The following is a 23,461-nucleotide window of genomic DNA, read 5'->3' as shown; positions in this document are numbered from 1 at the left end:
GCGACCGATAAGTCAACTGCTGAACGCCAGAAAATCCGGGCTGTTGCAGCATTGGAACGCCCTTCGTAAATGGGCTTCCACCGAACCCGATGGATCAACCCCCCTTCTCTACAGGACCAGATGACCTCAACCCAGCCAGAACGCTTCCAAATCACCGTTGGATCCGGAGCAGCTGCACGCCCCATTGCGGTGGAGCAGCGCCACGGACGCATGCCGGGGATCCTGTGGCTGGGAGGGTTCCGCTCGGACATGATGGGAAGCAAGGCCATGGCGCTCGATAGCCTGGGCGCCGAACAGGGACTCATGGTCACGCGCTTCGACTATTCCGGCCATGGCGCGTCGGGCGGCAGCTTCGACGAGGGCACGATCAGCCGGTGGCTCGAGGAAGCCGAAGCGGTACTCGCCTCGACTTCGGGACCGCAGATCATCGTCGGCTCCTCCATGGGCGGCTGGATCGCGCTGCTGCTGGCCCGCAAGCTGCTGGGACGCGGCAGCCCGGCGCATGCCCTGGTGCTGATTGCCCCTGCCACCGACATGACGCATGACCTGATGCTGCCCGGCTTCACGGCGGCGGAGCATGAGCAGTTGCAGAACCAGGGCTATATCGACCAGCCCAGCCAGTATTCGGAGACGCCCTACCGCATCACGCGCAGGCTGATCGAGGACGGGCAGAAGCACCTCATGTTCGGCAATGTCATCGAGACCGGCTGCCCCGTGACCATCCTGCAGGGCGGCAAGGACCCCGACGTGCCGCAGGCTCATGCGATCAAGCTCGTGACGCACATCCTCCACGATCCGGTAACGCTGACGCTGATCCCTGACGGCGATCACCGCCTGAGCCGCGAGGAGGACCTCCTGCGGCTCAAGGATGCCGTGCTGCGGCAGCTCGCCCCCTAGCGCGTCGAGAGCTTGGTCCTTTGCGTCCCGTCGGCGTCGAAATTGGCGGGATCGAGCCAGCGTTCGTATTCGGCCCGCAGCGCCGGCCACTCGCTGTCGATGATCGAGAACCATGCGGTGTCGCGCGACTCGCCCTTGAGGATCATGTCCTGCCGGAACAGGCCCTCATAGGTGAAGCCGAAGCGCCGGGCGGCGGCCTTGGAAGGCTCGTTGCGATCGTTGCACTTCCATTCGAAGCGCCGGTAGCCGAGATCGTCGAAGGCATGGCGGGCGAACAGATAGAGGGCTTCGGTCGCGAGCGGCGTGCGCGCCATGGGCAGGCCCCAATAGACGCCGCCGATCTCGATCGAGCCATGTTCGGGGCGGATGCGCATCCAGCCCTGCTGGCCCACCGCCTTGCCGCTCTTCTGGTCGACGACCGCGACGTAGCGGTTTTCGCCCCAGGTGGCGCCAGCGATCCGGGACTCGACTTCCTCCAGCGTCTGCGGCGCCGTGCTGAACAGCCAGCGATAGCGCTCGGCGCCGCCGGGCATGGTCGAGATTTCGAAGATGTCCCGGGCATGGGCTGCGGCCAGCGGCTCGAGCCGGACGAAGCGCCCGGCGAGCACGATGGGTTCGGGGGCAGATTTGGCAGGATGCAGGCCGGTCACTTCATGATCTCCCAGATGGCGTCGAGGCTGACGCGGTAGTTGGGGTAGAGCAGTTCGATCCCGAGCGCCTGCTTGATGGCCGCGTTGGAAACGCGCTTGTTGTCGGCATAGAAGCTCCGCTGCATCGGCGTGAACTCGGCCTCGGAAAACGGAATTTTGGGCGGGGGTTCAACCCCCATCAGTCCCGCGGCATAGGTCACCAGATCCTGGGGCGGCGCCGGTTCGTCATCGGCGAGGTTGAAGGTTCCGTCCAGCCGGGCCGCCGCGGCAAGGGCGGTGATGCGGGCGATGTCCTCGACATGGATGCGGTTGAACACCTGACCTGGTTTGACGACGCGCCGGGCAGTTCCGTCCTGGAGCTTATCGAAGGTGGAGCGGCCGGGGCCGTAAATGCCGGCAAGGCGCAGGATGGCCAGCGGCACGCCGCGTTCGGCGGCGTAGTCGCGCCAGGCCTGTTCGGCAAGAACACGCCGGTCGGAGCGCTCGTTGCGCGGCACCAGTGGCGCCGATTCATCGATCCAGGCGCCGCCGAAGTCACCATAGACTCCGACCGTAGAGTAATAGCAGAGCCATTCGAGCCTCTCGGAAGCGTCGAGATCGGCGCGGTGGTGGAACAGCGCCGGGTCGCCATCGCCGGCGGGTGCGATGGAGAAAATGACGTGGCTGGCCTGCCGCAGGTCCGGTGCAAGCGTTGATCCCGGTTTGGTGCCGTCAAAGACATGGGCCCGGAGGCCGCGGGCTCGAAGTGCTGCCGCCTTTTCCGCAGTCCGGACCGTGCCGCCGATCCCGACAAACTGCTTTTCGCGCAGCATCCATTCAGCGGCGGCGGTGGACGAATAGCCCAGCCCAAAGAAAAAGGCGCTCATGCAATCTCCCCGGTCCATTCCGCCAGCACCGAGCTATTGCTTTCCCGCGCCCGATAGGCAAGGCCCACCTCCTCTGCGCGCTCCGGCGCAAGGCGCCGCAGGGCCCAGACTGCCGCCCCCCGCACGATGGGGTCATCGGAGCCGAGCCGCGCCTCGACCAGCGGCACAAGCGAAGGATCGGCGGAATTGCCGACGGCGATCAGTACATTGCGCAGGAAGCGGGCATGGCCGATGCGCTTGATCGGCGAACCGGCGAACACGGTGCGAAAGCCGGCATCTTCCAGTTGCACGAGCTCGGCCAATCGCGGCCTCTCCAGTTCCGGTCGCGCCCGCAGCTTGGCCTCGCGGCTAACCGAAGCAAACTTGTTCCAGGGGCAAACGGCAAGGCAATCGTCGCAGCCATAGATGCGGTTGCCCATGGGTGCGCGAAACTCGACGGGGATGGAGCCCTTGTGCTCCACCGTCAGATAGGCCAGGCAGCGGCGCGCATCGAGCCGGAACGGGCCGGGAAAGGCATTGGTGGGGCAGACGTCCAGGCAACGCGTGCACGAGCCGCAGCTTTCCACATGCGCTGCATCGGCTGGAAGCTCGGCCGAGGTGAGGATGGCACCCAGAAACAGCCAGGACCCGAAGTGGCGGCTGACCAGCACCGAATGCTTGCCCTGCCAGCCAAGCCCTGCCGCTTCGGCCAAGGGCTTTTCCATGAGGGGCGCAGTATCGACGAAGACCTTGACCTCGGCGCCTGATCGACGGGCCAGCAGGCCCGCCAGTTCCTTGAGCTTGCCCTTGATGATCTCGTGGTAGTCGCGGTTTCGGGCATAGACCGAGATCGAGCCCAGGGAGCGCTCTTCCAATATGGCAAGCGGATCGGTTTCCGGCCCATAGTTGATGCCAAGGACGATCACCGACCGCGCCTCGGGCCACATGCCCTTTGGGCTGCCGCGCCGCTCGGCCGTCTCCTCCATCCATTCCATGTCCGCATGCCAGCCCGAAGCCAGCGCCGCATTGAGCTTCTCGGGCAGGTCAGGCCGCGCGTCGGCGGGCGCTATGCCGAAGCTGTCAAAGCCAAGCGCAACGGCACGCGCCTTGAGCTCGGCGACGAGCTTTCCTGGATCTGGATTGTCGGAGTCGAGCACGGGTTCTTCCCAAGCACTAAGGGTCACCTTCGGGCTCGACCCGAGGGCACTATACTTTCTAGGCATGCAGCAAGTGAAGAGCCCTCGGGTCAAGCCCGAGGGTGACGGTCAGCGCGGGACGCGCAGACGTTGCTAAAAATCCAGATCGGCATAGCCCTTCTGCGGCGGCAGGGCGACGACGCGGTCGTTGAGGAGGGTGCGGAAGGCCGGGCGGGACTTTATGCGGGAATACCAGTCGCGCGTTTCGCCCGCCTTGCCCCAGTCGATGTCGCCCAAGTAGTCGAGCGTCGAAAAGTGCGCCGCCAGCGCGAAATCAGCGAGGGTCAGGATGTCGCCGGCCAACCAGGAGCGGGTGGCAAACAGCCAGTTGAAATAGAGCATGTGCTCGTTGAGGTTGGTCTTGGCGACCCGCAGCACGGCGGGGTCGGGCGTGGCACCCTTGTGGTCGCGCTTGATGATCTTTTCTTCCAGCACATAGCGGGTGACTTCGTCATTGAGCTTGACGATCACCCACTCCAGCAGCCGCCACATCTCCGCCCGGGGACCGGGATCGGGCGGCACGAGGCCGGCAACGATGCTGGGCGTGTAGAGATCTTCCACCGTATGGATGGCGGCAAGCACCCCGATGATGGGCTGGTCGCTCTCGCCGATCATGATGGGCAGGGTGGCCGCGGGATTGATCTCGAGCAGTTCAGGCTCGCGCAGCCAGGGCTTGATCTCCTGCATGTCCAGCGGCACGCCATATTCGGCGCACATGAGGCGAATAAGGCGCGAGGAAGGGTCCAGGGGATGATGGATGAGGCTCGGCATGTTTGACGCTCGTTGTTTTTGCGGCCGCTGCTTGGCGCGTGTAGCGAACCACGCTAGAGCTTGCCGGCACCACAGGCCCGATGGACTGAATTAGGGGATCAAATGAACGCCGATCAAGGTCTTTTTGTGCCGCTGATCCTTGGAATTCTCGAAGGCCTTACCGAATTCCTGCCGGTCAGTTCCACCGGCCATCTGCTGCTGGCGGGACATTTCTTCGGCCTGACCCAGCCGGCGACCTTTATCGTGCTGATTCAGCTCGGTGCGATCCTGGCGGTAATCACCGTCTACTTCGCCAAGTTGGGCCTGTTGATCCGCGACGCTTTGACCGGCAAGCGCTATGCCTGGCAGTTCGCGCTCAGCGTCGTCCTGGCCTGTTTCCCCGCCGTAGCGGCCGGTGTGCTGCTGCGCGACTTCATCCAGGGCGACCTTTGGGAGTCGGCGCAGCTGATCTGCTGGACCCTGCTGGTCGGCGGCGTGATCCTCCTCATCGTCGACCGCTTGCCGCTCCAGCCGCGCTATGACGACATCTACCAGTTTCCCTGGCACCTGGCTTTCATTGTCGGGCTCTTCCAGATGCTGAGCCTTGTCCCCGGCGTGTCGCGGTCCGGCTCGACGGTGGTGGGCGGCATGCTGTTTGGCGCCTCCAAGAGGGCGGCGGCCGAATTCACCTTCTTTATCGCCCTGCCCATCATGGTTGGCGCCTTCGGCTACGACCTTTACAAGAGCCGCGACCTCATTGATGGCTCCATTGCTCTCAACGTCGCCATCGGCTTTGCCGCCGCCTTCGTGGTGGGAGCCCTGGTGGTCCGCTACCTCCTGGGCTTTGTCAGCAAATATGGCTTTGCCCCCTTCGCCTGGTGGCGCATCCTGGTGGGTGTGGCAGGTTTGGTCGCCATTTACGCCTTGGGCCGCTGAGCCCATGTCACAAGCAAAACGGCCGCACCCTAAGGGACGGCCGTTTCGATTCCGATGATCGAGCGCCCTACTGTTCGAGCGGCTTGAAGGTCGCGGGGATCGAGAAGAAGGCGCGCGGGATTTCGACGCCCTTCTCCACGTCGTAGAGCGAGAAGGTCAGCTCTGCGCCGCTGGGCTCCACCAGGCTCCACTGCGAGAGTTCCTTGGTGTCGGTATCGAAGATCAGCGACACCTGGACCGTGCCGGCGACGGTCTCGTCGATGACGGTGATCGAGATATAGCCATCCGAGGTCGTCACATCGACCACATTGGCATTGAGCAGGTTGATCTCCGAGCCCAGGAACTGGCGCAGCGGGATCGTGTCCTGCGGATAGGCGTAATAGGTCTCGTCGCGGCGGTTCAGCACATAAAAGCCGCGGCCGACCGAAACGATTTCCTCACGACTGGGCGGTGCGTAGCGGAAGGCGATCTTGTCGGGGCGCTCGAGAAAGAACGTGCCTTCCGTGCGGCCGCCATTGGTGTCGATCTGGAGGAACCGGCCCACCATGGTGCGGATCGCCGAGTTGTGCGTCCCGATATCGGCAATCAGCTGCTGTTCCTCGGGCGTCAGCGCCCGATCCAGCGCCCAGGCCGGCATGCTCAGGGCAAAGGCCGCAGAAAAGCCGAGCAGAAGAGCATGGCGACGAATCATGGACTTATGTTCCCACACATTGGTTGACTTAGAAGCTAGCCTAGAAAGCAATTGCGGCAACAGGTGGTTCCGCAGCGGCTTGGCGCCAAGGGAGAAAGCATGCTTTTCTTTTGACCCGTCCCGGAGAGCTCGAGATGCGCAAGTTTGCCGTCGCCGCCAGTCTATCGCTATTTGCCACCAGTTCGGTGCTGGCAGCCTTGCCGCCGCACTATCAGCGGCAGGCAGAACTTATCGCTATTCTCAACGAACCCGACGTGGTGAACGCCCTTGCACCCAATGCCATAGACAGCATCCAGATGTCGCTCCCGATCATTTCGAAGTGCGCGGTGGCGGCTGTACCCTTGAGGTCAGATTAGTCGATCTCGAGGGTAATTTTCCTCCCGGGCCTCGTCACATCGATATGGATGTGGGTGAGTTAAGTTGCCCCGAGAACGGCGACTAGCGGCTGAAACAAAACCCCGGCACAGGGCCGGGGTTCTTGATCCTGATCACCTAGGGCCTGTTAGTACCCATCGGCATTGTTGCCGACGAGGATTTCACGCTTACCGGCATGGTTGGCGGCTGAGATGACGCCTTCATTTTCCATGCGCTCGATCAGCGTTGCCGCCTTGTTGTAGCCGATGCCCAGGCGCCGCTGCACATAGGAGGTCGAGGCCTTCTTGTCGGTGAGGACGATATGGACGGCCTTGTCGTAGAGTTCGTCGCCCGAACCAGCATAGCCGTCGCCGCCAGCGCTTCCGCCACTGTCGCCGCCGAACTCGCCATCCTCTTCCTCGGTGACCGAGTCGAGGTAATCGGGCGCGCCCTGCGACTTGAGGTGATTGACGACGGCTTCCACTTCGGAGTCGGCCACAAACGGGCCGTGGAGGCGCTTGGTGCGACCGCCCGAGGCCATGTAGAGCATGTCGCCATTGCCCAAGAGCTGCTCGGCGCCCTGTTCGCCCAGAATAGTGCGCGAGTCGATCTTGCTCGTCACCATGAAGGAGATGCGGGTCGGGAAGTTGGCCTTGATCGTGCCGGTGATCACGTCCACCGACGGACGCTGGGTGGCGGTGATCATGTGGATACCGGCGGCACGGGCCATCTGTGCGAGGCGCTGGATGGCGCCTTCGATATCCTTGCCTGCCACCATCATCAGGTCGGCCATTTCGTCGACGATGACGACAATATAGGGCAGCGGCTCGAGATCAAACTCTTCCGACTCAAAGATCGCCTCACCGGTTTCGCGGTCAAAGCCGGTCTGCACCGTGCGGGTGATGACCTCGCCCTTGGCCTTGGATTCGGTGACGCGCTGGTTGAAGCCGTCGATGTTGCGGACGCCGATCTTGCTCATCTTGCGATAGCGATCTTCCATCTCGCGCACCGCCCATTTGAGCGCCACAACCGCCTTGTGCGGATCAGTGACGACGGGGGTCAGCAGGTGCGGGATGCCGTCATAGATCGACAGTTCCAGCATCTTGGGATCGATCATGATCATGCGGCACTGCTCGGGGGTCATCTGGTAGAGCAGCGACAGGATGAAGGTGTTGATGCCCACCGACTTGCCCGAGCCGGTGGTACCGGCGATGAGGAGGTGCGGCATGCGCGCGAGGTCGGCGATGACCGGCTCGCCACCAATGGTCTTGCCGAGGCAGATCGGCAGCTTGCCCTTCATCTTCTCGAAGTCGGACGAGGCCAGCATCTCGCGGAAATAGACGGTTTCGCGATTGCTGTTGGGCAGTTCGATGCCGATGGCGTTGCGGCCCGGGACGACCGCAACGCGGGCGGAGATGGCCGACATCGAGCGGGCAATATCGTCGGCCAGCGAGATCACGCGGCTCGACTTGATGCCGGGTGCGGGTTCGAGCTCGAACAGGGTCACGACCGGGCCGGGCCGGACATTGATGATGTCACCCTTGACCCCGAAGTCCTCGAGCACGCCCTCGAGCTGGCGCGCCATTTCCTCAAGGCGCTCGGGTGCGTGCTCGGGCGAGGGGCCGGTATGCCTGGGCTCGGAAAGCAGCGTCAGCGGTGGCAGTTCGAACCCGCCGGGCTCGTCGAGGAACGAGGCCTGCGCCTCGCGCATCATGCGCTGGCCCTGGGCGGGACGTGCGGCTGGCGGCGCCACGACGCGCGGCTTGGCCGGATCGACAGGATGGAAGCGCGAGTCGCCGCGCTGCTGGTGGTTGACCACCGGCGCCGGAAGATCGGGCACGAAGGGAACGTCGTCCTCAACCTCGTCAGGATAGTCGAGTTCGGTTTCGTCGTAGCTGGGACGCGCATTGATGCGCGGGGAGATCTCGGACTCCACCGGCGCCTGGGCAAAGCTCGGCTCGGCCTGGAACTGGGGTTCGACCGGCGCGTGGATCCGGCGGGTGGCGGGTGCGACCACGGGTTCGCGGCGCTCCACCACGGGTGCATGCCCGTCGAGGCTGGGCTCGACCTCCTCGTCGCGCCAGCTCGCCTGTTCGGCGGCATGGCGTTCGGCATGGCTGGCGCGCGCCCGGCGGAAGGCGGTGCGCACGGAATAGCCCATATGAACGAGCGCACCGAGCGCCACGTCGAGCAGGGGGTTGGTTTCGGGCTCGTCGTCGTCCGATGCGGCGGCGGCGGCACCCTTGCCGGCACCTGCAACCTTCTTGCGCGGGTCGGTGGGCACGGACTGGCCGAGGCCCATGGCGATCCAGAAGGTGGCAAGGGCGGGGATCGAAATGATGATGGCAAAGAGGATCGAGGTCACCGCCTGCGGCGCCTCGCCAGTAACCAGGCTGGCCAAGGCGGTGAAGCCGTTGCCGACAAGACCACCGAGGCCGGTCGGCAGCGGCCAGGTGGCGGGCATGGCGACAAAGGACAGGACGCCCGCAACAAGAACAGTGGCGGCGAGCCAGCCGATGAAGCGGAGGCCCAGACGGGTGGGCATGCGGCGGCGCACCAGCGACCAGCCCCAAAGCGCCGGTGGCACCAGAAGCGCCAGAGCCGAGAGGCCAAAGACCTGGAACAGGATGTCCGCAATGGCCGCGCCGGGGAAGCCCAGCCAATTGGCCGGAACCTTGGAGGTGGCATAGGAAAAGCTCGGGTCGTCCACCGACCAGGAGGCGAGGGAAGCAAGGCAGATAGCCACGACGCCCAGCAGAATCATGCCTGCGACGCGCACCGGTATCCGAATCGACAGGGCGGGCGGCGGCGCCGGCAGGGCCTTGCGCGCTGCGGCCGGACTGCGCGTACCGCGCTGCGGCACCGTGCGGATTTCGTCGAGAACTGGGGAGGGTGAACTGGGCATGGGCGAACTCAAACACTGCCCGGCCGGAGACCGGGCCCACATTGAGTTCAATCTAGCCGGGTGGGGTTAACCCAAGGCTAACCATGGCCGAGGGGCTCCACTCCGGCTTCGTGCAAAGAAAAGGCCCGCCACGGAGGCGGGCCAGTCAGCCGCAGGGTCGCAAGGGAGGCGCGCGCCTGCGGGAATGTTCGGAATTGATCGTGGAGTGCGGCCCATGCGGTTTGCGAGTGGGAAGCCTCTGTGGCGGGCCAAGAGGAACACAGGCCGCACGCCACGATCAACTTTGAGCCGTTCCGTCAGGATCGATCGCTCCGGTGGAGCGATCGAAGGCGAAAAGGCCATGAGAGCTATGCTCGAGTGGCAGAGCCGGGCGGCAGCAAGCTGCCGCCCGACGCTTTTCTTAGTTGTACGCGCGTTCGCCGTGCGACGAGAGATCGAGACCGTCGCTTTCGGCCGATTCGGATACGCGGGCCCCACCGAAGATCGCTTTGACGATCAGCATGGCGACCAGGGCCACGACCGCCGACCAGACGATGGCGATGACGACGCCGGTGAGCTGCACCATGAACTGGCCGCCGATGGAGTAGGCAGCCGCATCGCCGAGCGGATAACCACCGAGGCCCGGTGCCGCGACAATGGCGGTGCCCAGGGCACCGACGATGCCGCCGACGCCGTGGATGCCGAACACGTCCAACGAATCGTCATACTTGAGCATCGGCTTGAGGTTGACCACGGCCCAGAGACAGACCACGCCAGCGATGGCACCAAGGACGATGGCGCCGCCGATGCCGGCAAAGCCGGCAGCGGGGGTGATGGCCACGAGGCCGGCAACGGCGCCCGAAACGGCCCCCAGTGCCGAGGCATGGCCGCGGGTGATCTTTTCGCCCAAGGCCCAGGCCAGGGCACCGGCAGCCGGCGCAAGCACGGTGTTGATCAGGGCAACGGCGGTCAGGCTATTGGCTTCGAGGTTGGAGCCGGCATTGAAGCCGAACCAGCCGAACCACAGCAGGCCAGTACCGGCATAGGTCCAGACCAGGTTGTGCGGCGCAATCGGCTCGCGCTGGTAGCCGATGCGGCGGCCCAGGAGAATGGCGGCGACGAGGGCCGCAACACCCGAGTTGATGTGAACCACGGTGCCGCCGGCAAAGTCATAGGCACCCATGCCGAAGAGGAGACCGGGGCCCGACCAGACCATGTGGGCGATCGGCAGGTAGGAGAAGGTGAACCAGATGGCCAGGAACGCCATCACGGCGCCGAACTTCATGCGCTCGGCAATGCCGCCGATGATGAGGCTGGCGGTGATGCAGGCAAAGGTCATCTGGAAGGCAACGAAGACCATTTCGGGCAGTTCGAAACCGGCCGAGAAAGTGGCGGCCGTCGATTCCAGCGTCACGCCAGAGAGGAAGAACTTGGAGAAGTCACCGATAAATGCCGAAAGACCGCCCTCTGTCGGGCCGGCAAAGGCCAGCGAATAGCCATAGGTGACCCAGAGGATCGAAATCATCGAGAAGCCGAGGAACACCTGCGTCAGGACCGACAGGATGTTCTTGGCGCGAACCAGCCCGCCATAAAACAGCGCCAGGCCCGGCACGGTCATGAAAATGACCAGCATGGTGCAAACCAGCATGAACGCCGTGTCGCCCTTGTCGACCACGGCGGCAACTTCCTCAACCGCTTCGGCAACCGAGGCGCCGGCTTCGGCGATGGGCTGGGCCGCGTCCTGTGCAAAGGCCGGCAGCGCCAGCAGGAGGGAAGCCAGTGCAGCGCTCCCCAGGATTTTTGACGTCTTCATTCTTGTCTCCCTGAGACGCTTAGAGGGCGGAAGCGCCGGTTTCACCGGTGCGGATACGGGTGACCGCAAGCAGATCGAGCACGAAGATTTTGCCGTCGCCGATGCGGCCGGTCTGGGCCGCGTCGCGAATGGCATTGCTGACCGCATCGGCCAGCGCGTCATCGACGGCGATTTCGATCTTGAGCTTGGGCAGGAAGTGCACTGCATATTCGGTGCCACGGTAGATTTCCGAGTGCCCCTTCTGGCGGCCATAGCCCTTCACTTCGGTCACGGTCATGCCATGGACATCGAGCGTGTTGAGTGCTTGGCGAACCTCTTCGAGGCGTGACGGCTTTATGATTGCGATCACCAGTTTCATGTTTGCCCCTTTGCGTTTTCGGCGCGGTCTGGAATGGCTTGTTAGACTCAAGCGCCGTGCCAGTTTGCGCGGATCTACAATTTTCCTTTCTATTCAATAACTTATTCTGCACTCGTCGCAAAAAGCAGCAGCCCCCGGAGAGGCTCTGTCGCGATTTTGTGCAGCGCTGCTCCCCATTGCCTACAATCTAGGCAGCGCCCGCGGCGTTTCGTGCGCTTGCCTCGGTGACCTGTTGCGGCGCAAATGACGCAAGGAGTTTCGCATGGACAAACAGGCTGATCGGTTTGACGTCATCATCGTGGGCGGCGGCCATGTGGGGCTGACGCTGGCACTGGCGCTGGTGCAATCGGCCCGCGGCATCCGCATCGGCCTGGTGGACCGGCGGCCGCTCTCGGTGCCGCGCGACAATCGCGCCTCCGCCATCGCGGCGGGCGTGCGGCGCATCTTCGAGGCCCTGGGCGTCTGGCCGTCCATGGCGGCGGCGAGCCAGCCCATCAATGCCATGCGCATCACCGATTCCGGACAGGGCGACATTTCCCGCCCGCTATTCTTGAGCTTCGAAGGCGATGTGGCTCCGGGTGAGCCCTTTGCTCACATGGTGCCCAACAGCGTCAGCGCGCAGGCGCTGCTCGACGCCGTCAGCCCGCAGGTCGAGGTGATCGCCCCCGCAACCTTTACCGCGTTTGCAGCGGGCGATGGCCTGGGCCGCCTGACGCTGGGCGATGGACGCGTACTCGAGGCGCCGCTGGTGGTCGCGGCCGATGGCGGGCAATCGGCGCTGCGCGGCATGGCCGGGATCGGCGTCACCGGCCACGACTATCGGCAGACCGGCCTCGTCACCACCATCGCACACGAACTGGCGCATGACGGCGTCGCCTACGAGCATTTCCGCCCCGCCGGCCCCTTTGCTTCCCTGCCCCTGCCCGGCAATCGATCGTCCCTCGTCTGGACCGAGCGCAGCGAAGATGCCGGACGGTTCCTCGCCATGGACGACGCAGCCCTGGCGCAAGAGATCGAGGCGGCGATGGGGTCGACCCTGGGCGCCGTCAGCATCGAGGAAAAGCTGCAGGGCTTTCCGCTGCGCCTCCAGATCGCGCGCGACTTCGTCGCACCGCGGCTGGCCCTGGTGGGGGATGCCGCCCATGTGGTGCATCCTATTGCCGGACAGGGCCTCAACCTCGGGCTCAAGGACGTGGCGGCGCTGGCCGAAGTGGTGGTGGAAGCCATCCGGCTGGGCCTCGACCACGGCAGCGACGACGTTCTTGCCCGTTACCAGGCGTGGCGCCGGCTCGATACCACCGCCATGGCGGCGATGACCGACACGCTCAATCGCCTGTTCTCCAATGACGTAGCGCCCGTTCGCGCCGTGCGGGACGTCGGCCTTGGGCTGGTGGATCGCGCCGCTCCGCTCAAGGCCGCACTGATCCGCACCGCCTCGGGTCTCGGCAGCTCCGGTCCAAAGCTGCTCAGCGGCCTGCCGATCTAGCGGCCGCCGCCCTTGAGCTCGGGCAGTTGCCGCAAAGCGTCGAGATCGACGCTTCGTGCCTCGTCAAGGCTCAGCAGCGGCACGCCGTTGACAATGGGAAAGGCCAGCCGGGCGGCGATCGAGATCAGTTCGCTCTTGTCGGCGGATAGCGTCAGCCGTGTCTTGGTCAGCGGGCAGACCAGCATTTCGAGCGTCTTGACGTCGAAGACGTGCCGCGGGTCGGCCGAAGGTGCACTCTCCACGATCAGTTGAGCGGCGAGGCGCCGCCGGCCCCGCGCGCAATCTCGTATTCGGTCATGGCGATCAGCGTTTCCGCCCGCTGTTCCAGCGTCTGCGCCTCGAGCAGCAGTTGCTTGTCGGCCGGGCCATAGGGCCCCACCATGCAGCAGAAGTTGACCAACTCCGCCGTTCCAGTCCGCTCGATCTCGTCCCAGTTGAGCTCGATGCTGGCGAACTCGGCATAGTCACGCATCATCTTGACGAAGCGGTCGCGGTCCACCGCCTCCTCACCGAAATTGCGGGTGAAGTCGCTGGCATAGCCTCCAGCCGAGATGACGCCCTGCCGATAGGGCGTCATCACAGTCAGTTCATGCTGGAGGCGGAACCGCGTCACCCCTTCGAGGATGATGAAATAGCGGCCTTCGCCGCTTTCCTCGAAATGGGTCAGGCGCCCGAGGCAACCCACCGACTGCAGGGGGCTGCGACCCTGCGGGCTTTCCTCGGATGTGTCCTCGGGCTGGATCAGCCCGATCAGCCGGTCGCCCCGCAAGGCGGCATCGACGAGCTCGATATAGCGCGGCTCGAAGATGTTGAGCGGGCGATGCGAGAACGGCAGCAGCAGCGCGCCCGACAGCGGAAAAAGGGGAACCGACTTGGGCAGATCATCCGGGCTCGTGGGGCGCCTGGGCATGGTGCACTCCTTTACGAGAACAGGGCAGCCGACAGGAGACGGCGACCCTTGTTGGTGGCGGGATCGCGCGGACCCCAGGCGTCGAAGAATTCGAGCAGCTTCTTGCGCGCGCCATCCTCGTTCCAGGTGCGGTCGCGCTTGAAGATGGCGATCAGCGCCTCGGCGGCCTCGACCTTCTTGCCCTCGGCATTGAGCGCCAGGGCCAGGTCGTAGCGGGCCTGGTGGTCGTCGGGATTGCTGGCGACGGCGGCTTCGAGCGCCGCCGACTCACTCAGGCCTGCCGCTTCGCCCAGAAGGCGAATGGAATTGGCCAGGGTGTTGTAGGCATCGCCCTTGCGCTCGGCTTCGGGAACCATGTCCAGCGTTGCCTGCGCCTGCTCGGCTTCGCCGGCCGCAAGGTAAACCTTGGCGAGGCCGATCAGCGATGCCGCGTGGTCAGGCTGATGCTGGATGACCATGCCGAAAATCTGTGCCGCACGGCCGAGATCGCCCTCGCCGAATGCCTGTTCGGCGGCGGCAACCGCTTCTGCGATTTGGGACTCCATGGAGCCCTGCGCTGGCTGTGGCGTGGGACCGGCGGCGATGACCTTGTCGGCAAAGCGGCGCACCTCGCCTTCCGGCATAGCACCCATGAAGCCATCCACCGGGCGGCCGCCGGCAAAGGCGAACACAGCCGGGATGGACTGGATGCCCAACTGACCGGCGATCTGGGGATTCTCGTCGATATTGATCTTGATCAGGCGGATGGCACCGGCCTTTTCATTGACCACCTTTTCCAGCGCCGGCGTCAGCTGGCGGCAGGGGCCGCACCAGGGCGCCCAGAAATCGACCAGCACCGGCGTTTCGAGCGACGCATCGATCACGTCGGCCTTAAAGGCCTGATCGGTGGAATCCTTGATCAGCGCCCCTGCCGGCGGTGCGGAGGGAGTGGCAGCGGCGACGCCGTTGAACGGAGTGGACATAAACGAGACCCTTCAAACCAAGCAAACCGGGATATTTGCGGACCTTCTTGCGCCCGCAACCGGTGACGTGACAAGCCCCTCTATCCACAAGGCGGCACCAAGATGACGATGCTGTCAAATTGTGGGTTGCAATCGGGGTTTCGATTGGGCATATAGGCCCGCGTCGACGCACTGCCAAGGCGGTGGCGGCAAACGGAGCGCGGGTGTAGCTCAGGGGTAGAGCATAACCTTGCCAAGGTTAGGGTCGTGGGTTCGAATCCCATCGCCCGCTCCAATCTTCCTTCCGGAAGAAACGATCAAAAGGCCGGACGCAAGTCCGGCCTTTCGTTTTTCAGCCCTGCTGCCGATTGTTGAAGACGGCCAGCTGCGCGGCAAAGGCACGCTGGTGGGCGGGGCGTGCCTTGGCGCGGTCGATATAGCGGCAGAGGGTGCTGTATTCCTCCAGAATGCCGGAACCCTCCAGCCGGCGCAGCACATGCACCATTACCAGATCTGCGGCCGAAAACGCGTGTTCGAGCCAATCGCGGTCCCCCAGGCTCGCAACGAGCTGGTCAAGCCGCCCGCGAATGCGATCCTTAACGAGAGGGAGGCGGGCATCGGACCAGGACTCGTCCCTTTCCACCAATTCGGCCACTTCGAGATCGACAATGGGCGGCTCCACCGTACCGACGGCGGCAAACATCCAGGCAATCGCCCGGGCTCGGGCGTTCTGCTCGTCCGGCAGCAGGCCACGGTGGCGCTGGGCGATGTGGAGGACGATGGCGGCCGATTCGAAGAGCACCAGTCCGTCCTCCTCATAGCTGGGAATCTGGCCGAAGGGTTGTCGCGCCAGATGCGGCGCCTTCTTCATCTGGCTGAAGGAGAGGAGCTCGACCTCATAGGGCTGGCCAACCTCTTCCAGCGCCCAGCGCACGCGCATGTCCCGGGCCATGCCCTGCCCCTCGTCGGGAGAATCGGCAAAGGCCGTGATGGTGACGGGCATCCTGAGCTCCTCCAACTGACGGTGCTGACCTCACGACGAGCAGCCGCCGGATTGATCGACATGCAGAGCCTAGCCGATGCCGAGATGGCGGGTCAGCTCCCGTGCCGCGGCAGCACCGGCGCGATTGGCGCCAATCGTGGAGGCCGAGGGGCCATAGCCAACGAGATGCAGGCGCGGGTCACGCGCCACCTGCGTCGCCAGCCGGCCGGTCATGGTGATACCGCCCGAGTCTTCCCGCAGTTGCAGCGGGGCCAGGTGGTCGAGTGCCGAGCGGAAGCCCGTGCACCACAAGATGACGTCGACGTCGAGCGACCGGCCATCGGCCCAGCGAACGCCATGGGCCGTGATCTCGTCGAACATCTCCTGCCGTTCGAGCACGCCGCGCTCTTGCATCGCCCGGATTGTCGGCGTCAGCGGCAGTCCGGTGACCGAGACGACAGAGTTGGGCGGCAGCCCGGCGCGGACACGATCCTCCACCAGCTTCACCGCCGCCCGGCCCGCCTCCTCATCGAAGGGTCCTTCGCGGAAGCGGGGCGGCGTCCGCGTCACCCAGGTCGTGCGCGTCACCGCCGAGACTTGGTCCAGCAGCTGGATGGCGGAGATTCCGCCCCCGACGACCAGCACATGCTGGCCGGCGAAATCTTCTGCCCTGCGGAAGTCGTGCGTGTGCAGCTGCCGGCCAGCGAAGAGCGCACGGCCCGCAATGTCAGGGATAAAGGGTTTCTCCCAGGTTCCGGTGGCATTGATCACCCCAAGCGCCGAAAAGACGCCGCGGTCGCTTTCCACCCGCAGCCGCTCACCGCGGTCGCACACGACCTTGACCGTTGCGGGGCGGAGCACGTCGAGCCCGAAATGAGCCTCATAGGCGGCAAAGTATTGCGGCACGGCGACCGAGGCACGAACTGTGTCGTCACCTCCAGCAATTGCGGCAAAGCTCATGCCGGGCAGGTCATGCACGCGGTTGACGGTGGAGAGCGTCAGCGAAGGCCAGCGATATTGCCAGGCGCCACCCGGCTCGGGCGCCCGGTCGAGCACCAGGAAATCGCGTCGCGGCACCAGGCCAAGCTGCTTGAGATGATAGGCAGCGCTCAGCCCCGCTTGTCCTGCGCCGATAACCACGATGTCGAGCTTGAGGGCGACGCGCGTACCCTGGTCCTGATCTGTCACGCTTGCCCCCGGCTGTTGCGCCCCTGATCTAGGTCTCCCGCGCAACGCCGGCAACCTCTCGCGCCCGCCGGGGTTTTCAGGAGGAAGGAGAACAGCACATGGCCCACGTTACCTATGATGTCGTCGAACATGACGGCGGCTTTGCCTACAAGGTCGGAGACGTCTTCTCCGAGACCTATCCCACCCACCAGGCGGCTCACGACGCTGCCGTCGCTGCGGCACAGCGCCAGCAGCTGGGCGGGGAAAGCGAAGCCATCCAGTACCAGGACAGCAAGGGTGAGTGGCACGAGGAACTAGCATCGGGCGGCGACCGCCCGGACACCGATGTCTCCGACGAGCTGGAAGACTGACTGCAGCCGAGCTGATGTATTTTCCCTCTAGCCTGCCGGACTCCTGCTCCGGCAGACTAGTTCGTTTGTGCGAAGAACTTGGCCAGGATCGGCGCCAGGACATGGGGATCAAAGCGATGATCCTGTCCTGACAGCACCTGCCGGGAAGCATTGGGCAGACCGGCTGCGACCCAGGCAGCGCCCGCGTCGATGAAGGGAAAGCTGTTGTCGCCGTTGACCACAAGTACCGGCATGGTGATGTCCATCCACCGCGACGGTTGTCGGTTGCCGTCGGTTGCTTCGGCCATGATGCGGAAATCGTGCGCCAAGGTCGGGCCCACTGCCGCATAGGCGGGCCATTGCGGACTTTGCCGGAAGGCCGCAAGCGCTTCAGCCGGCATGCCGACCCCAGACATGAAGTTGACCATCATCTCTTCCCCTCGTCCCGACGCGGCGAGGGTCGCCATCTGGTCACATTGTGCCCAGCAGGCTTCCGAGCTTTGCTGAGGATCGACCGGCGGCTCATAGAGCACGATTGCGCTCACCTTGTCCCTGAGGGACGCGCCCGCTTCCAGCGCCAGGAGCGCTCCGGAAGACATGCCGAACAGTCCCGCACGGCCTCCGGCCACCTCGATCAGCGCCTCGAGGTCCTCGACCTCGCGCTGCACGGTATAGGGCGAAGCATTCCCGGATTCGCCGCGGCCACGGCGGTCATACTGGATTACCGTAAATCGGTCGGCCAGGTCGTCGGCCATTGTGCCAGACGTTTGGTCTACGAGCCGATATTGCGTTGCACCTGCAATAAAGATGATGGCAGGGCCGGTGCCCCGGCTTTCATAACCGATGGGCGTTCCGTCGCTCGATAAAGTGATGGGCATGGCGCTCTCCTGTTCTACCCATCCCAGACGAAGCGAGGGGAGCCGTTTCGACATGTCCAACTATAAGGGCGAGACCGCGGTCCCACACTCGATCAACAAAAAGGGCGGGACCGGGGTCCCGCCCTTGGCTCTTCTAGCGGAGGAAGAGCACGATGATGATGATCAGCCAGATCGGCACGCCGAGGAGCCAGAGTCCAAGACCACGTAGCATGGTAAGTTTCCTTTCAAGCGGTTAGAAGCGGCGGAAGGCGCCGGCAAAGACCGTGTTCTTGTCGCGATGATTGCCGCCCTTCTGGGCTGCCCAGAAGGCACCGATGGCCGAGGCCAGCAGCGAGGCAGCAAGGAGGAAGGCGCCGATGATCGCCGTGTTGCGGGCAATGCGGGCGGCTTCGGCAGCCTGGTCGCGGGCTTCCTGCACGCTCTGGATGGTCTGGTCGACGCGCGCTTGGGACTCTTCGGGCGTCAGGCCGGTATTGGCGGCCACGACGCTGGCCAGATAGGTGCGGTCGGCATCGGCAACGGTGCCATCGCTGAGCGCAGCCTGGGCAAAGATGCGGCTGGCTTCGCCACGGGCATCTTCCGAGTTTGCGGCAGGCTGGTTGGAGCGGAACATGGTGTCGATGAAGTAGGCGTTCGGATCGACGGCGTCGGCCGCACCTTCGGTAGCGTTGGACGCGGCGGTGGTCGCGGTGGAAGCAATGGAGCCGACCGTGTTGGCTGCAGCACCCAGGCCGCTGACGGCAATCACCGTGCCGAGGATCACCGAGCCGGCCCAGACCAGAAGGCCATGAGCGCCATCGCGCAGGTCGCTTTCATCTTCGGTGGCGTCGAAATAACGGCGGCGCAGCCGGCCCGTCAGGTAGCCACCGGCCATGAAGCTCGAAATCTGGACCCAAAGGAACCAGGTTGCGGCAGCAATGCCAACAAAGATCGGATTGGGACCATCGCCATAGCCGAATTCGAGGAAGTTGAGGCCAACGGCCGAGCCGAAGCTGATCAGCACGACGCTGATGGCCGAAGCAAGGATGATGCCGGCGATGATGGCCGGCCAATCGACGTAGGAGGACTGGTCGCGATTGTTGGCAGACGGGTCGGTGACGACGACGCCCACGGGCGCATCAATAGTCATGTTTGCGGCTCCTGAAGTGTTGCTGTTGCTCTTGCCAGGGAAACCGTTAGGCGAGACCGATGAACGACAGGATCGCCATGACGATAACGATGAGGCCGACGATATAGATGATGGAGTTCATTGGAATGTGCCTTCTTCTTGGTTGACGCAATGCTCAATCAACAAAGGGGCAAGCTGAATCGTTCCGGGGTTGCATCAATTATGCGCAAACTGTGGTGAACAGCTCCCGCCAACGAAAAAGGCGGGGCCGAGCCCCGCCTCTGACGATCTCCCTCAGGCCTTAGAGGCCGTCGGTAACCACAGTTGTATAGGCGCCTTCCGGCTCTGCCTTGATGATCTTCTGGTCCAGCAGCGCCTTGACCGTGCGCTCGTAGGTGGCCATGTCGAGCGCCGGATCGGCAGGGTCGACAAGCTTGGCCACTTCACCGGTCATGTAGAGCTGGTGCTCGAGCGTTGCCGCACCCGTATCGTCCATGTCGACCACGATCTGGGCCGCTTCTTCGGGATTGGCCGCTGCATATTCCCAGCCCTTCATCGATGCTCGGACAAAGCGGGTATAGGCGTCCACCTTGGCCGGATCCTCGAGCGTTTCCTCCATGACATAGAGGCCGTCTTCGAGGAGGTCATTGCCCATCTCGGTATAGTTGAAGATGGTCAGGTTTTCCGGGCCATAGCCGGCATCGAGCGCCTGGCCGTATTCGTTGTAGGTCATGACGGAGATGCAATCGGCCTGGCCCTGGATCATGGGCTGGATGTCGAAGCTCTGCTGCAGGACGGTGACGCCGCTTTCCGAGCCGTCGGTGGGGATGCCTTCCTTGTTCATCCAGGCAAAGAACGGATATTCGTTGCCGAAGAACCAGACGCCCAGCGTATGGCCGGGGAAGTCGGCGACGGTCTTGATCTCCTTTTCGGACGGGCAGATCATCATCAGGCCCGAGCGCTTGAAGGGCTGGGCAATGTTGACCAGCGGCACGCCGCTGTCGCGCGCGGCAAGCCCGGCCGCCATCCAGGTGACGATGATATCGGCGCCGCCGCCGGCAATCACCTGCTCGGGGGCAATGTTCGGCCCGCCCGGCAGGATGGTGATGTCGAGGTTCTCCTCGTCATAGAAGCCCTTGCTCTCGGCCACGAGGTAGCCGGCGAACTGCGCCTGCGTCACCCATTTGAGCTGCAAGGTCAGCGCGTCCTGCGCCATGGCGGGAGCGGCCGACAGCGCCAGGGCGCTGACCAGCAAACCTCCAAGATACTTGTTCATTTCTCGTTCCCTTTTCCCTGTTACGCCCGTCCACCACGGACGGACGGATGCCAGAAGGTGACTCCCCTTTCGATGAGGGCGATCACCCCGTAGAAGGCGGACCCCGCGATCGCAGCAACAGCGATCTCCGCCCAGACCAGGTCGATGGCAAGACGCCCCACCCCGGTCGATATCCGGAACCCCATGCCCACAATGGGTGTCCCGAAGAATTCCGCTACGATTGCGCCGATCAGGGCCAAAGTCGAGTTGATCTTGAGGGCGTTGAAGATGAAGGGGCCCGCAGCGGGGAGCCTGAGCTTCAAGAGTGTCTGCCAGTAATCGGCAGCATAGGTGCGCATGAGGTCGCGATCGATGGCGGAGGCGGCATTGAGCCCCGCCACCGTGTTGACCAGCATGGGAAAGAAGGTCATGGCGACGACGACGGCAGCCTTGGATTGCCAGTCGAAGCCGAACCACATGACCATGATCGGGGCGATGCCGATGATCGGCAGCGCCGACATGAAATTGCCGATCGGCAGGAGCCCCGCCTTGAGAAAGGGCGAGCGGTCGACCAGGATCGCCACCACGAGCCCCGACAGGCAACCGATGGCAAAGCCGGGCAGCACCGACTTGATAAAGGTCTGGACGAAATCGGCCCAAAGGATCGGCGCCGAATTGGTCAGCTGCGCGCCAATAGCCGAAGGCGCGGGCAGGAGGACCGGCGGCACATCGGCGCCGCGTGTCACCACTTCCCAGATCACCAGCAGGGCGAGGCCAAAGGTGAGGGGGATCAGCAGCCCCAAGCCGGCATTGTCGCCCAGGCGGGGCGCGAGGGCCCGGCTCAGCCGCTCCACGAACAGCCAAGCAAAGAGCCAGGCCACGACCAGCGCCATCCAGAAAAAGGGTGGCGCTGGTGCGAAAATGTCGACGCTGGTCAGCAGCGCCACCGCACCCAAGAGGGCGAGGGCACCATCGACCCAGAGGCCAAGGGGGATGACAAAGCGGATCAGTGACAAGGCGCCGAGCAGCAGGAAGGCCTTGAGCAGCAGCGCCTGGTCCAACGGCGTGACCAGCGAAAAGGCAAGCGCTGCGGCGGCTAGTCCGCCGGCAACCAGAGCCAGGTAATGTTGCAGCTGCGTCATGCCGGCCGTACCCCCATGCGCCTGTTGACCAAGCGCTCTGCCGCCCCGACAAGCATCACCAGCACGGCCGCAAGCGCTGCCGCGATAAAGAGCGCCGCCCAGATCTGGATCGTCTGGCCGTTATAGGAGCCGGTCAGGAGCCGCACGCCCAGCCCACCGCCGGCGGCATTGCTCAGCTCGCTGACCACGGCCCCGATCAGGGAAATGGCAATGCCCACCTTCATGGAGGCAAAAAGGATCGGCATCGCCGCCGGCCAGCGCAGCTTCCAGAAGGTCTGCCACGGCGTCGCGTCATAGGTGCGCATCAGGTCGAGTTGGATGGCCTCGGGTGATCGGAGGCCCTTGACCATGCCAACCACGACCGGAAAGAAGCTCAGATACATCGAGATCAGCGCCCGCGGCACCGTGCCGGTGATGCCCACCGAGCCCAGTCCCACCACCACCATGGGCGCAATGGCCAGGATCGGGATGGTCTGCGAGGCGATGATCCAGGGCATCAGCGACCGATTGGCCGCCTCGTTGTGGACGATAACCACGGCAAGGAGGATGCCCAGCGCCGTGCCGAGCACAAAGCCGAGCAGGGTCGAGGAGAGCGTGATCCAGCCATGATAGGCCAGCGAGCGCTTGGAGGTGAGTTCCAGCGCCACCGTCGCATTCCAGATTTCGCCCACCACCTGATGCGGCGCCGGCAGCACCGGCCGGTCCTGCGCCCAGGTTTGGAGGGCGAAGTCGGTCAAGGGCACGCTGAGCTCGGCGCGGGTATTGAGCTGGTTCTGCCAGGGCGCGTTCATCCAGATCGCCGCGGCGTACCAGAAGATGATAAGGGCAAGAAGGACGGCGAGGATGGGAAGGATGCGGGTCATGACGCCGCCCCGTGCACAGGTGCCGAGCCCCTCCCCCTTGAGGGGAGGGGTTGGGGTGGGGGTTCTAAAACCTCCCTAAAATTAGAACGTAGGAAGGGGCCAGAACCCCCACCCTCGGTCCCTCCCCTCAAGGGGGAGGGATGCGCTGGAGCCGTCAGATCCAGCCGCATCACATATGCTCCTCATAGCTATGCCCAGCCCTCAGCCCATCCCGCACGCGCGCGGCGATGGCGAGGAATTCTGGCGTCTCGCGAATGTCCAGCGGCCGTTCGCGCGGCAGGTTGCTTTCGATCACATCGGTGACCCGGCCTGGCCGCGGCGACATCACGACGATTTTGGTCGAGAGGTAGACCGCCTCGGGAATGGAGTGCGTCACAAAGCAGATGGTCTTTTGCGTGCGGGCCCAGAGCTTGAGCAGTTCGGAATTGAGATGGTCGCGCACGATTTCATCCAGCGCGCCGAAGGGTTCGTCCATGAGGAGAAGGTCGGCGTCGAAGGCTAGGGCGCGGGCGATGGAGGCACGCTGCTGCATGCCGCCCGAGAGCTGCCAGGGGTACTTCTTCTCGAAGCCGGAAAGGTTGACCAGGCCCATGGTGCGCGCAATCCGCTCGGCCTGCTGGCTGGCCGAATAGCCCATGATCTCGAGCGGCAGCGCGATGTTCTTCTCGATGGTGCGCCAGGGATAGAGCGCCGGCGCCTGGAACACATAGCCATAGGCCCGGTCCTTGCGCGCCTCAGACGGTGTCTGCCCATTGATGGTCAGGGTACCCGAGGTGGGCTGCTCCAGATCGGCGATGGCGCGGAGGAAAGTGGTCTTGCCGCAGCCCGAGGGGCCGATAAAGGAAACGAACTCGCCCCGCTCGATGGTCAGATTGACATCGCTCAGCGCGACGACATCGCCGTCATTGGTTGGGAAAGTGAGGCCCAGATGCTGGGCGGAAACCACCGCATGCGCGCCCTGGTTGGCGGCGGCAGCTTGGCTTGGCGACGTCACGGACAAAGGCT

General features: G+C 64.2%; 24 protein-coding genes and 1 tRNA gene. 6 read left to right on the top strand and 19 right to left on the bottom strand.

Features of this window, described 5'->3' with window-relative positions; all coding sequences use genetic code 11:
• The first annotated feature begins 120 nt into the window (after positions 1–120).
• Positions 121–897 (top strand): alpha/beta hydrolase, encoded by a 777-nt coding sequence (locus VIL88_RS10530; protein WP_331988509.1) that lies wholly within the window; start codon positions 121–123, stop codon positions 895–897.
• Here the strand turns inward: VIL88_RS10530 and VIL88_RS10525 are convergent.
• From VIL88_RS10525 to VIL88_RS10510, 4 genes are all read right to left on the bottom strand, one after another.
• A complete protein-coding gene (locus VIL88_RS10525; protein WP_331988507.1) occupies positions 894–1,547 on the bottom strand; it encodes a GNAT family protein in 654 nt (217 codons plus the stop codon). The genes VIL88_RS10530 and VIL88_RS10525 overlap by 4 nt on opposite strands.
• On the bottom strand, positions 1,544–2,413 hold the full coding sequence (locus VIL88_RS10520; protein WP_331988506.1) for an NAD-dependent epimerase/dehydratase family protein: 870 nt from the start codon (positions 2,411–2,413) through the stop codon (positions 1,544–1,546). Before VIL88_RS10520 ends, VIL88_RS10525 begins: the two co-directional genes overlap by 4 nt.
• Positions 2,410–3,576 carry a tRNA epoxyqueuosine(34) reductase QueG gene (gene queG / locus VIL88_RS10515; RefSeq protein ID WP_414650127.1) on the bottom strand — a complete coding sequence of 389 codons (1,167 nt, stop codon included), beginning with the start codon at positions 3,574–3,576 and terminating at the stop codon, positions 2,410–2,412. Before queG ends, VIL88_RS10520 begins: the two co-directional genes overlap by 4 nt.
• 105 nt (positions 3,577–3,681) lie before the next feature.
• A complete protein-coding gene (locus tag VIL88_RS10510) occupies positions 3,682–4,359 on the bottom strand; it encodes a glutathione S-transferase family protein (protein WP_331988504.1) in 678 nt (225 codons plus the stop codon).
• A 102-nt stretch (positions 4,360–4,461) separates the two neighbouring features.
• Here VIL88_RS10510 and VIL88_RS10505 point away from each other — a divergent pair, with 102 nt between their 5' ends.
• Positions 4,462–5,274: an undecaprenyl-diphosphate phosphatase gene (locus tag VIL88_RS10505; RefSeq protein ID WP_331988502.1), complete on the top strand. Its 813-nt coding sequence runs from the start codon at positions 4,462–4,464 to the stop codon at positions 5,272–5,274.
• Between the two features lie 67 nt (positions 5,275–5,341).
• On the opposite strand, the gene VIL88_RS10500 is transcribed toward VIL88_RS10505, so the two are convergent.
• The gene (locus VIL88_RS10500) at positions 5,342–5,965 is read right to left on the bottom strand and encodes an outer membrane lipoprotein carrier protein LolA (RefSeq protein WP_331988500.1); all 624 of its coding nucleotides are present in this window, start codon (positions 5,963–5,965) and stop codon (positions 5,342–5,344) included.
• Positions 5,966–6,099: 134 nt separating this feature from the next.
• Here VIL88_RS10500 and VIL88_RS10495 point away from each other — a divergent pair, with 134 nt between their 5' ends.
• Positions 6,100–6,321, top strand: a complete 222-nt coding sequence (locus VIL88_RS10495) for a hypothetical protein (protein ID WP_331988498.1) — start codon at positions 6,100–6,102, stop codon at positions 6,319–6,321.
• A gap of 146 nt (positions 6,322–6,467) precedes the next feature.
• Here VIL88_RS10495 and VIL88_RS10490 read toward each other — a convergent pair whose 3' ends face one another.
• The 3 genes from VIL88_RS10490 to VIL88_RS10480 form a co-directional block, all read right to left on the bottom strand.
• A complete protein-coding gene (locus VIL88_RS10490) occupies positions 6,468–9,224 on the bottom strand; it encodes a DNA translocase FtsK (protein ID WP_331988496.1) in 2,757 nt (918 codons plus the stop codon).
• 400 nt (positions 9,225–9,624) lie between these two features.
• Positions 9,625–11,016 (bottom strand): ammonium transporter, encoded by a 1,392-nt coding sequence (locus VIL88_RS10485; RefSeq protein WP_331988494.1) that lies wholly within the window; start codon positions 11,014–11,016, stop codon positions 9,625–9,627.
• 19 nt (positions 11,017–11,035) lie between these two features.
• On the bottom strand, positions 11,036–11,374 hold the full coding sequence (locus VIL88_RS10480) for a P-II family nitrogen regulator (RefSeq protein ID WP_331988492.1): 339 nt from the start codon (positions 11,372–11,374) through the stop codon (positions 11,036–11,038).
• A gap of 262 nt (positions 11,375–11,636) precedes the next feature.
• Here VIL88_RS10480 and VIL88_RS10475 point away from each other — a divergent pair, with 262 nt between their 5' ends.
• Positions 11,637–12,860, top strand: coding sequence for an FAD-dependent monooxygenase (locus VIL88_RS10475; protein ID WP_331988490.1), 1,224 nt, complete (start codon positions 11,637–11,639; stop codon positions 12,858–12,860).
• On the opposite strand, the gene VIL88_RS10470 is transcribed toward VIL88_RS10475, so the two are convergent.
• Genes VIL88_RS10470 through VIL88_RS10460 form a run of 3 tightly spaced genes read right to left on the bottom strand, consistent with a single transcriptional unit; the run spans position 12,857 to position 14,732 of the window.
• Complete coding sequence (locus VIL88_RS10470; RefSeq protein ID WP_331988488.1) at positions 12,857–13,102, bottom strand: Trm112 family protein; 246 nt, start codon at positions 13,100–13,102, stop codon at positions 12,857–12,859. The two genes, VIL88_RS10475 and VIL88_RS10470, sit on opposite strands and share 4 nt — an antisense overlap.
• Positions 13,103–13,104: 2 nt before the next feature.
• A complete protein-coding gene (locus VIL88_RS10465; protein WP_331988486.1) occupies positions 13,105–13,770 on the bottom strand; it encodes an LON peptidase substrate-binding domain-containing protein in 666 nt (221 codons plus the stop codon).
• Positions 13,771–13,781: 11 nt separating this feature from the next.
• A complete protein-coding gene (locus tag VIL88_RS10460) occupies positions 13,782–14,732 on the bottom strand; it encodes a co-chaperone YbbN (protein ID WP_331988484.1) in 951 nt (316 codons plus the stop codon).
• A gap of 199 nt (positions 14,733–14,931) precedes the next feature.
• On the opposite strand from VIL88_RS10460, the gene VIL88_RS10455 reads away from it, so the two are divergent.
• A tRNA-Gly gene (locus VIL88_RS10455) sits at positions 14,932–15,006 on the top strand.
• A 57-nt stretch (positions 15,007–15,063) separates the two neighbouring features.
• Here VIL88_RS10455 and VIL88_RS10450 read toward each other — a convergent pair.
• Entirely contained in the window at positions 15,064–15,714 is a 651-nt protein-coding gene (locus VIL88_RS10450) for a glutathione S-transferase family protein (RefSeq protein ID WP_331988482.1), read from the bottom strand.
• A gap of 69 nt (positions 15,715–15,783) precedes the next feature.
• On the bottom strand, positions 15,784–16,881 hold the full coding sequence (locus VIL88_RS10445; RefSeq protein ID WP_331988480.1) for an NAD(P)-binding domain-containing protein: 1,098 nt from the start codon (positions 16,879–16,881) through the stop codon (positions 15,784–15,786).
• Between the two features lie 98 nt (positions 16,882–16,979).
• Between VIL88_RS10445 and VIL88_RS10440 the strand changes: the two genes are divergently transcribed.
• On the top strand, positions 16,980–17,231 hold the full coding sequence (locus tag VIL88_RS10440) for a DUF2188 domain-containing protein (RefSeq protein ID WP_331988478.1): 252 nt from the start codon (positions 16,980–16,982) through the stop codon (positions 17,229–17,231).
• A 56-nt stretch (positions 17,232–17,287) separates the two neighbouring features.
• Here the strand turns inward: VIL88_RS10440 and VIL88_RS10435 are convergent, their stop codons facing one another.
• The 6 genes from VIL88_RS10435 to VIL88_RS10410 form a co-directional block, all read right to left on the bottom strand.
• A complete protein-coding gene (locus tag VIL88_RS10435; RefSeq protein WP_331988476.1) occupies positions 17,288–18,088 on the bottom strand; it encodes an alpha/beta hydrolase in 801 nt (266 codons plus the stop codon).
• A 232-nt stretch (positions 18,089–18,320) separates the two neighbouring features.
• Positions 18,321–19,217, bottom strand: a complete 897-nt coding sequence (locus VIL88_RS10430) for a hypothetical protein (protein ID WP_331988474.1) — start codon at positions 19,215–19,217, stop codon at positions 18,321–18,323.
• 280 nt (positions 19,218–19,497) lie between these two features.
• Complete coding sequence (locus VIL88_RS10425; RefSeq protein WP_331988472.1) at positions 19,498–20,472, bottom strand: ABC transporter substrate-binding protein; 975 nt, start codon at positions 20,470–20,472, stop codon at positions 19,498–19,500.
• A gap of 20 nt (positions 20,473–20,492) precedes the next feature.
• Positions 20,493–21,344, bottom strand: coding sequence for an ABC transporter permease (locus VIL88_RS10420; protein WP_331988670.1), 852 nt, complete (start codon positions 21,342–21,344; stop codon positions 20,493–20,495).
• A 245-nt stretch (positions 21,345–21,589) separates the two neighbouring features.
• Positions 21,590–22,456, bottom strand: coding sequence for an ABC transporter permease (locus VIL88_RS10415; protein ID WP_331988470.1), 867 nt, complete (start codon positions 22,454–22,456; stop codon positions 21,590–21,592).
• Between the two features lie 169 nt (positions 22,457–22,625).
• Positions 22,626–23,450: an ABC transporter ATP-binding protein gene (locus VIL88_RS10410; RefSeq protein WP_331988469.1), complete on the bottom strand. Its 825-nt coding sequence runs from the start codon at positions 23,448–23,450 to the stop codon at positions 22,626–22,628.
• Between the last annotated feature and the right edge of the window lie 11 nt (positions 23,451–23,461).

The sequence above is a fragment of the Devosia sp. genome (assembly GCF_036563435.1).
Lineage (GTDB): Bacteria > Pseudomonadota > Alphaproteobacteria > Rhizobiales > Devosiaceae > Devosia.
The sequence above is the reverse complement of the archived record's forward strand: the minus strand, read 5'-3'. Positions and strand labels throughout refer to the sequence as shown.

Coding starts and splice junctions, on each gene's coding strand:
- VIL88_RS10530 (WP_331988509.1), top strand. CDS start 121: ATGACCTCAACCCAGCCAGAACGCTTCCAAATCACCGTTGGATCCGGA.
- VIL88_RS10520 (WP_331988506.1), bottom strand. CDS start 2,413: ATGAGCGCCTTTTTCTTTGGGCTGGGCTATTCGTCCACCGCCGCCGCT.
- VIL88_RS10510 (WP_331988504.1), bottom strand. CDS start 4,359: ATGCCGAGCCTCATCCATCATCCCCTGGACCCTTCCTCGCGCCTTATT.
- VIL88_RS10505 (WP_331988502.1), top strand. CDS start 4,462: ATGAACGCCGATCAAGGTCTTTTTGTGCCGCTGATCCTTGGAATTCTC.
- VIL88_RS10500 (WP_331988500.1), bottom strand. CDS start 5,965: ATGATTCGTCGCCATGCTCTTCTGCTCGGCTTTTCTGCGGCCTTTGCC.
- VIL88_RS10495 (WP_331988498.1), top strand. CDS start 6,100: ATGCGCAAGTTTGCCGTCGCCGCCAGTCTATCGCTATTTGCCACCAGT.
- VIL88_RS10490 (WP_331988496.1), bottom strand. CDS start 9,224: ATGCCCAGTTCACCCTCCCCAGTTCTCGACGAAATCCGCACGGTGCCG.
- VIL88_RS10485 (WP_331988494.1), bottom strand. CDS start 11,016: ATGAAGACGTCAAAAATCCTGGGGAGCGCTGCACTGGCTTCCCTCCTG.
- VIL88_RS10480 (WP_331988492.1), bottom strand. CDS start 11,374: ATGAAACTGGTGATCGCAATCATAAAGCCGTCACGCCTCGAAGAGGTT.
- VIL88_RS10475 (WP_331988490.1), top strand. CDS start 11,637: ATGGACAAACAGGCTGATCGGTTTGACGTCATCATCGTGGGCGGCGGC.
- VIL88_RS10465 (WP_331988486.1), bottom strand. CDS start 13,770: ATGCCCAGGCGCCCCACGAGCCCGGATGATCTGCCCAAGTCGGTTCCC.
- VIL88_RS10460 (WP_331988484.1), bottom strand. CDS start 14,732: ATGTCCACTCCGTTCAACGGCGTCGCCGCTGCCACTCCCTCCGCACCG.
- VIL88_RS10450 (WP_331988482.1), bottom strand. CDS start 15,714: ATGCCCGTCACCATCACGGCCTTTGCCGATTCTCCCGACGAGGGGCAG.
- VIL88_RS10440 (WP_331988478.1), top strand. CDS start 16,980: ATGGCCCACGTTACCTATGATGTCGTCGAACATGACGGCGGCTTTGCC.
- VIL88_RS10435 (WP_331988476.1), bottom strand. CDS start 18,088: ATGCCCATCACTTTATCGAGCGACGGAACGCCCATCGGTTATGAAAGC.
- VIL88_RS10430 (WP_331988474.1), bottom strand. CDS start 19,217: ATGACTATTGATGCGCCCGTGGGCGTCGTCGTCACCGACCCGTCTGCC.
- VIL88_RS10425 (WP_331988472.1), bottom strand. CDS start 20,472: ATGAACAAGTATCTTGGAGGTTTGCTGGTCAGCGCCCTGGCGCTGTCG.
- VIL88_RS10420 (WP_331988670.1), bottom strand. CDS start 21,344: ATGGCGCTGGTCGTGGCCTGGCTCTTTGCTTGGCTGTTCGTGGAGCGG.
- VIL88_RS10415 (WP_331988470.1), bottom strand. CDS start 22,456: ATGACCCGCATCCTTCCCATCCTCGCCGTCCTTCTTGCCCTTATCATC.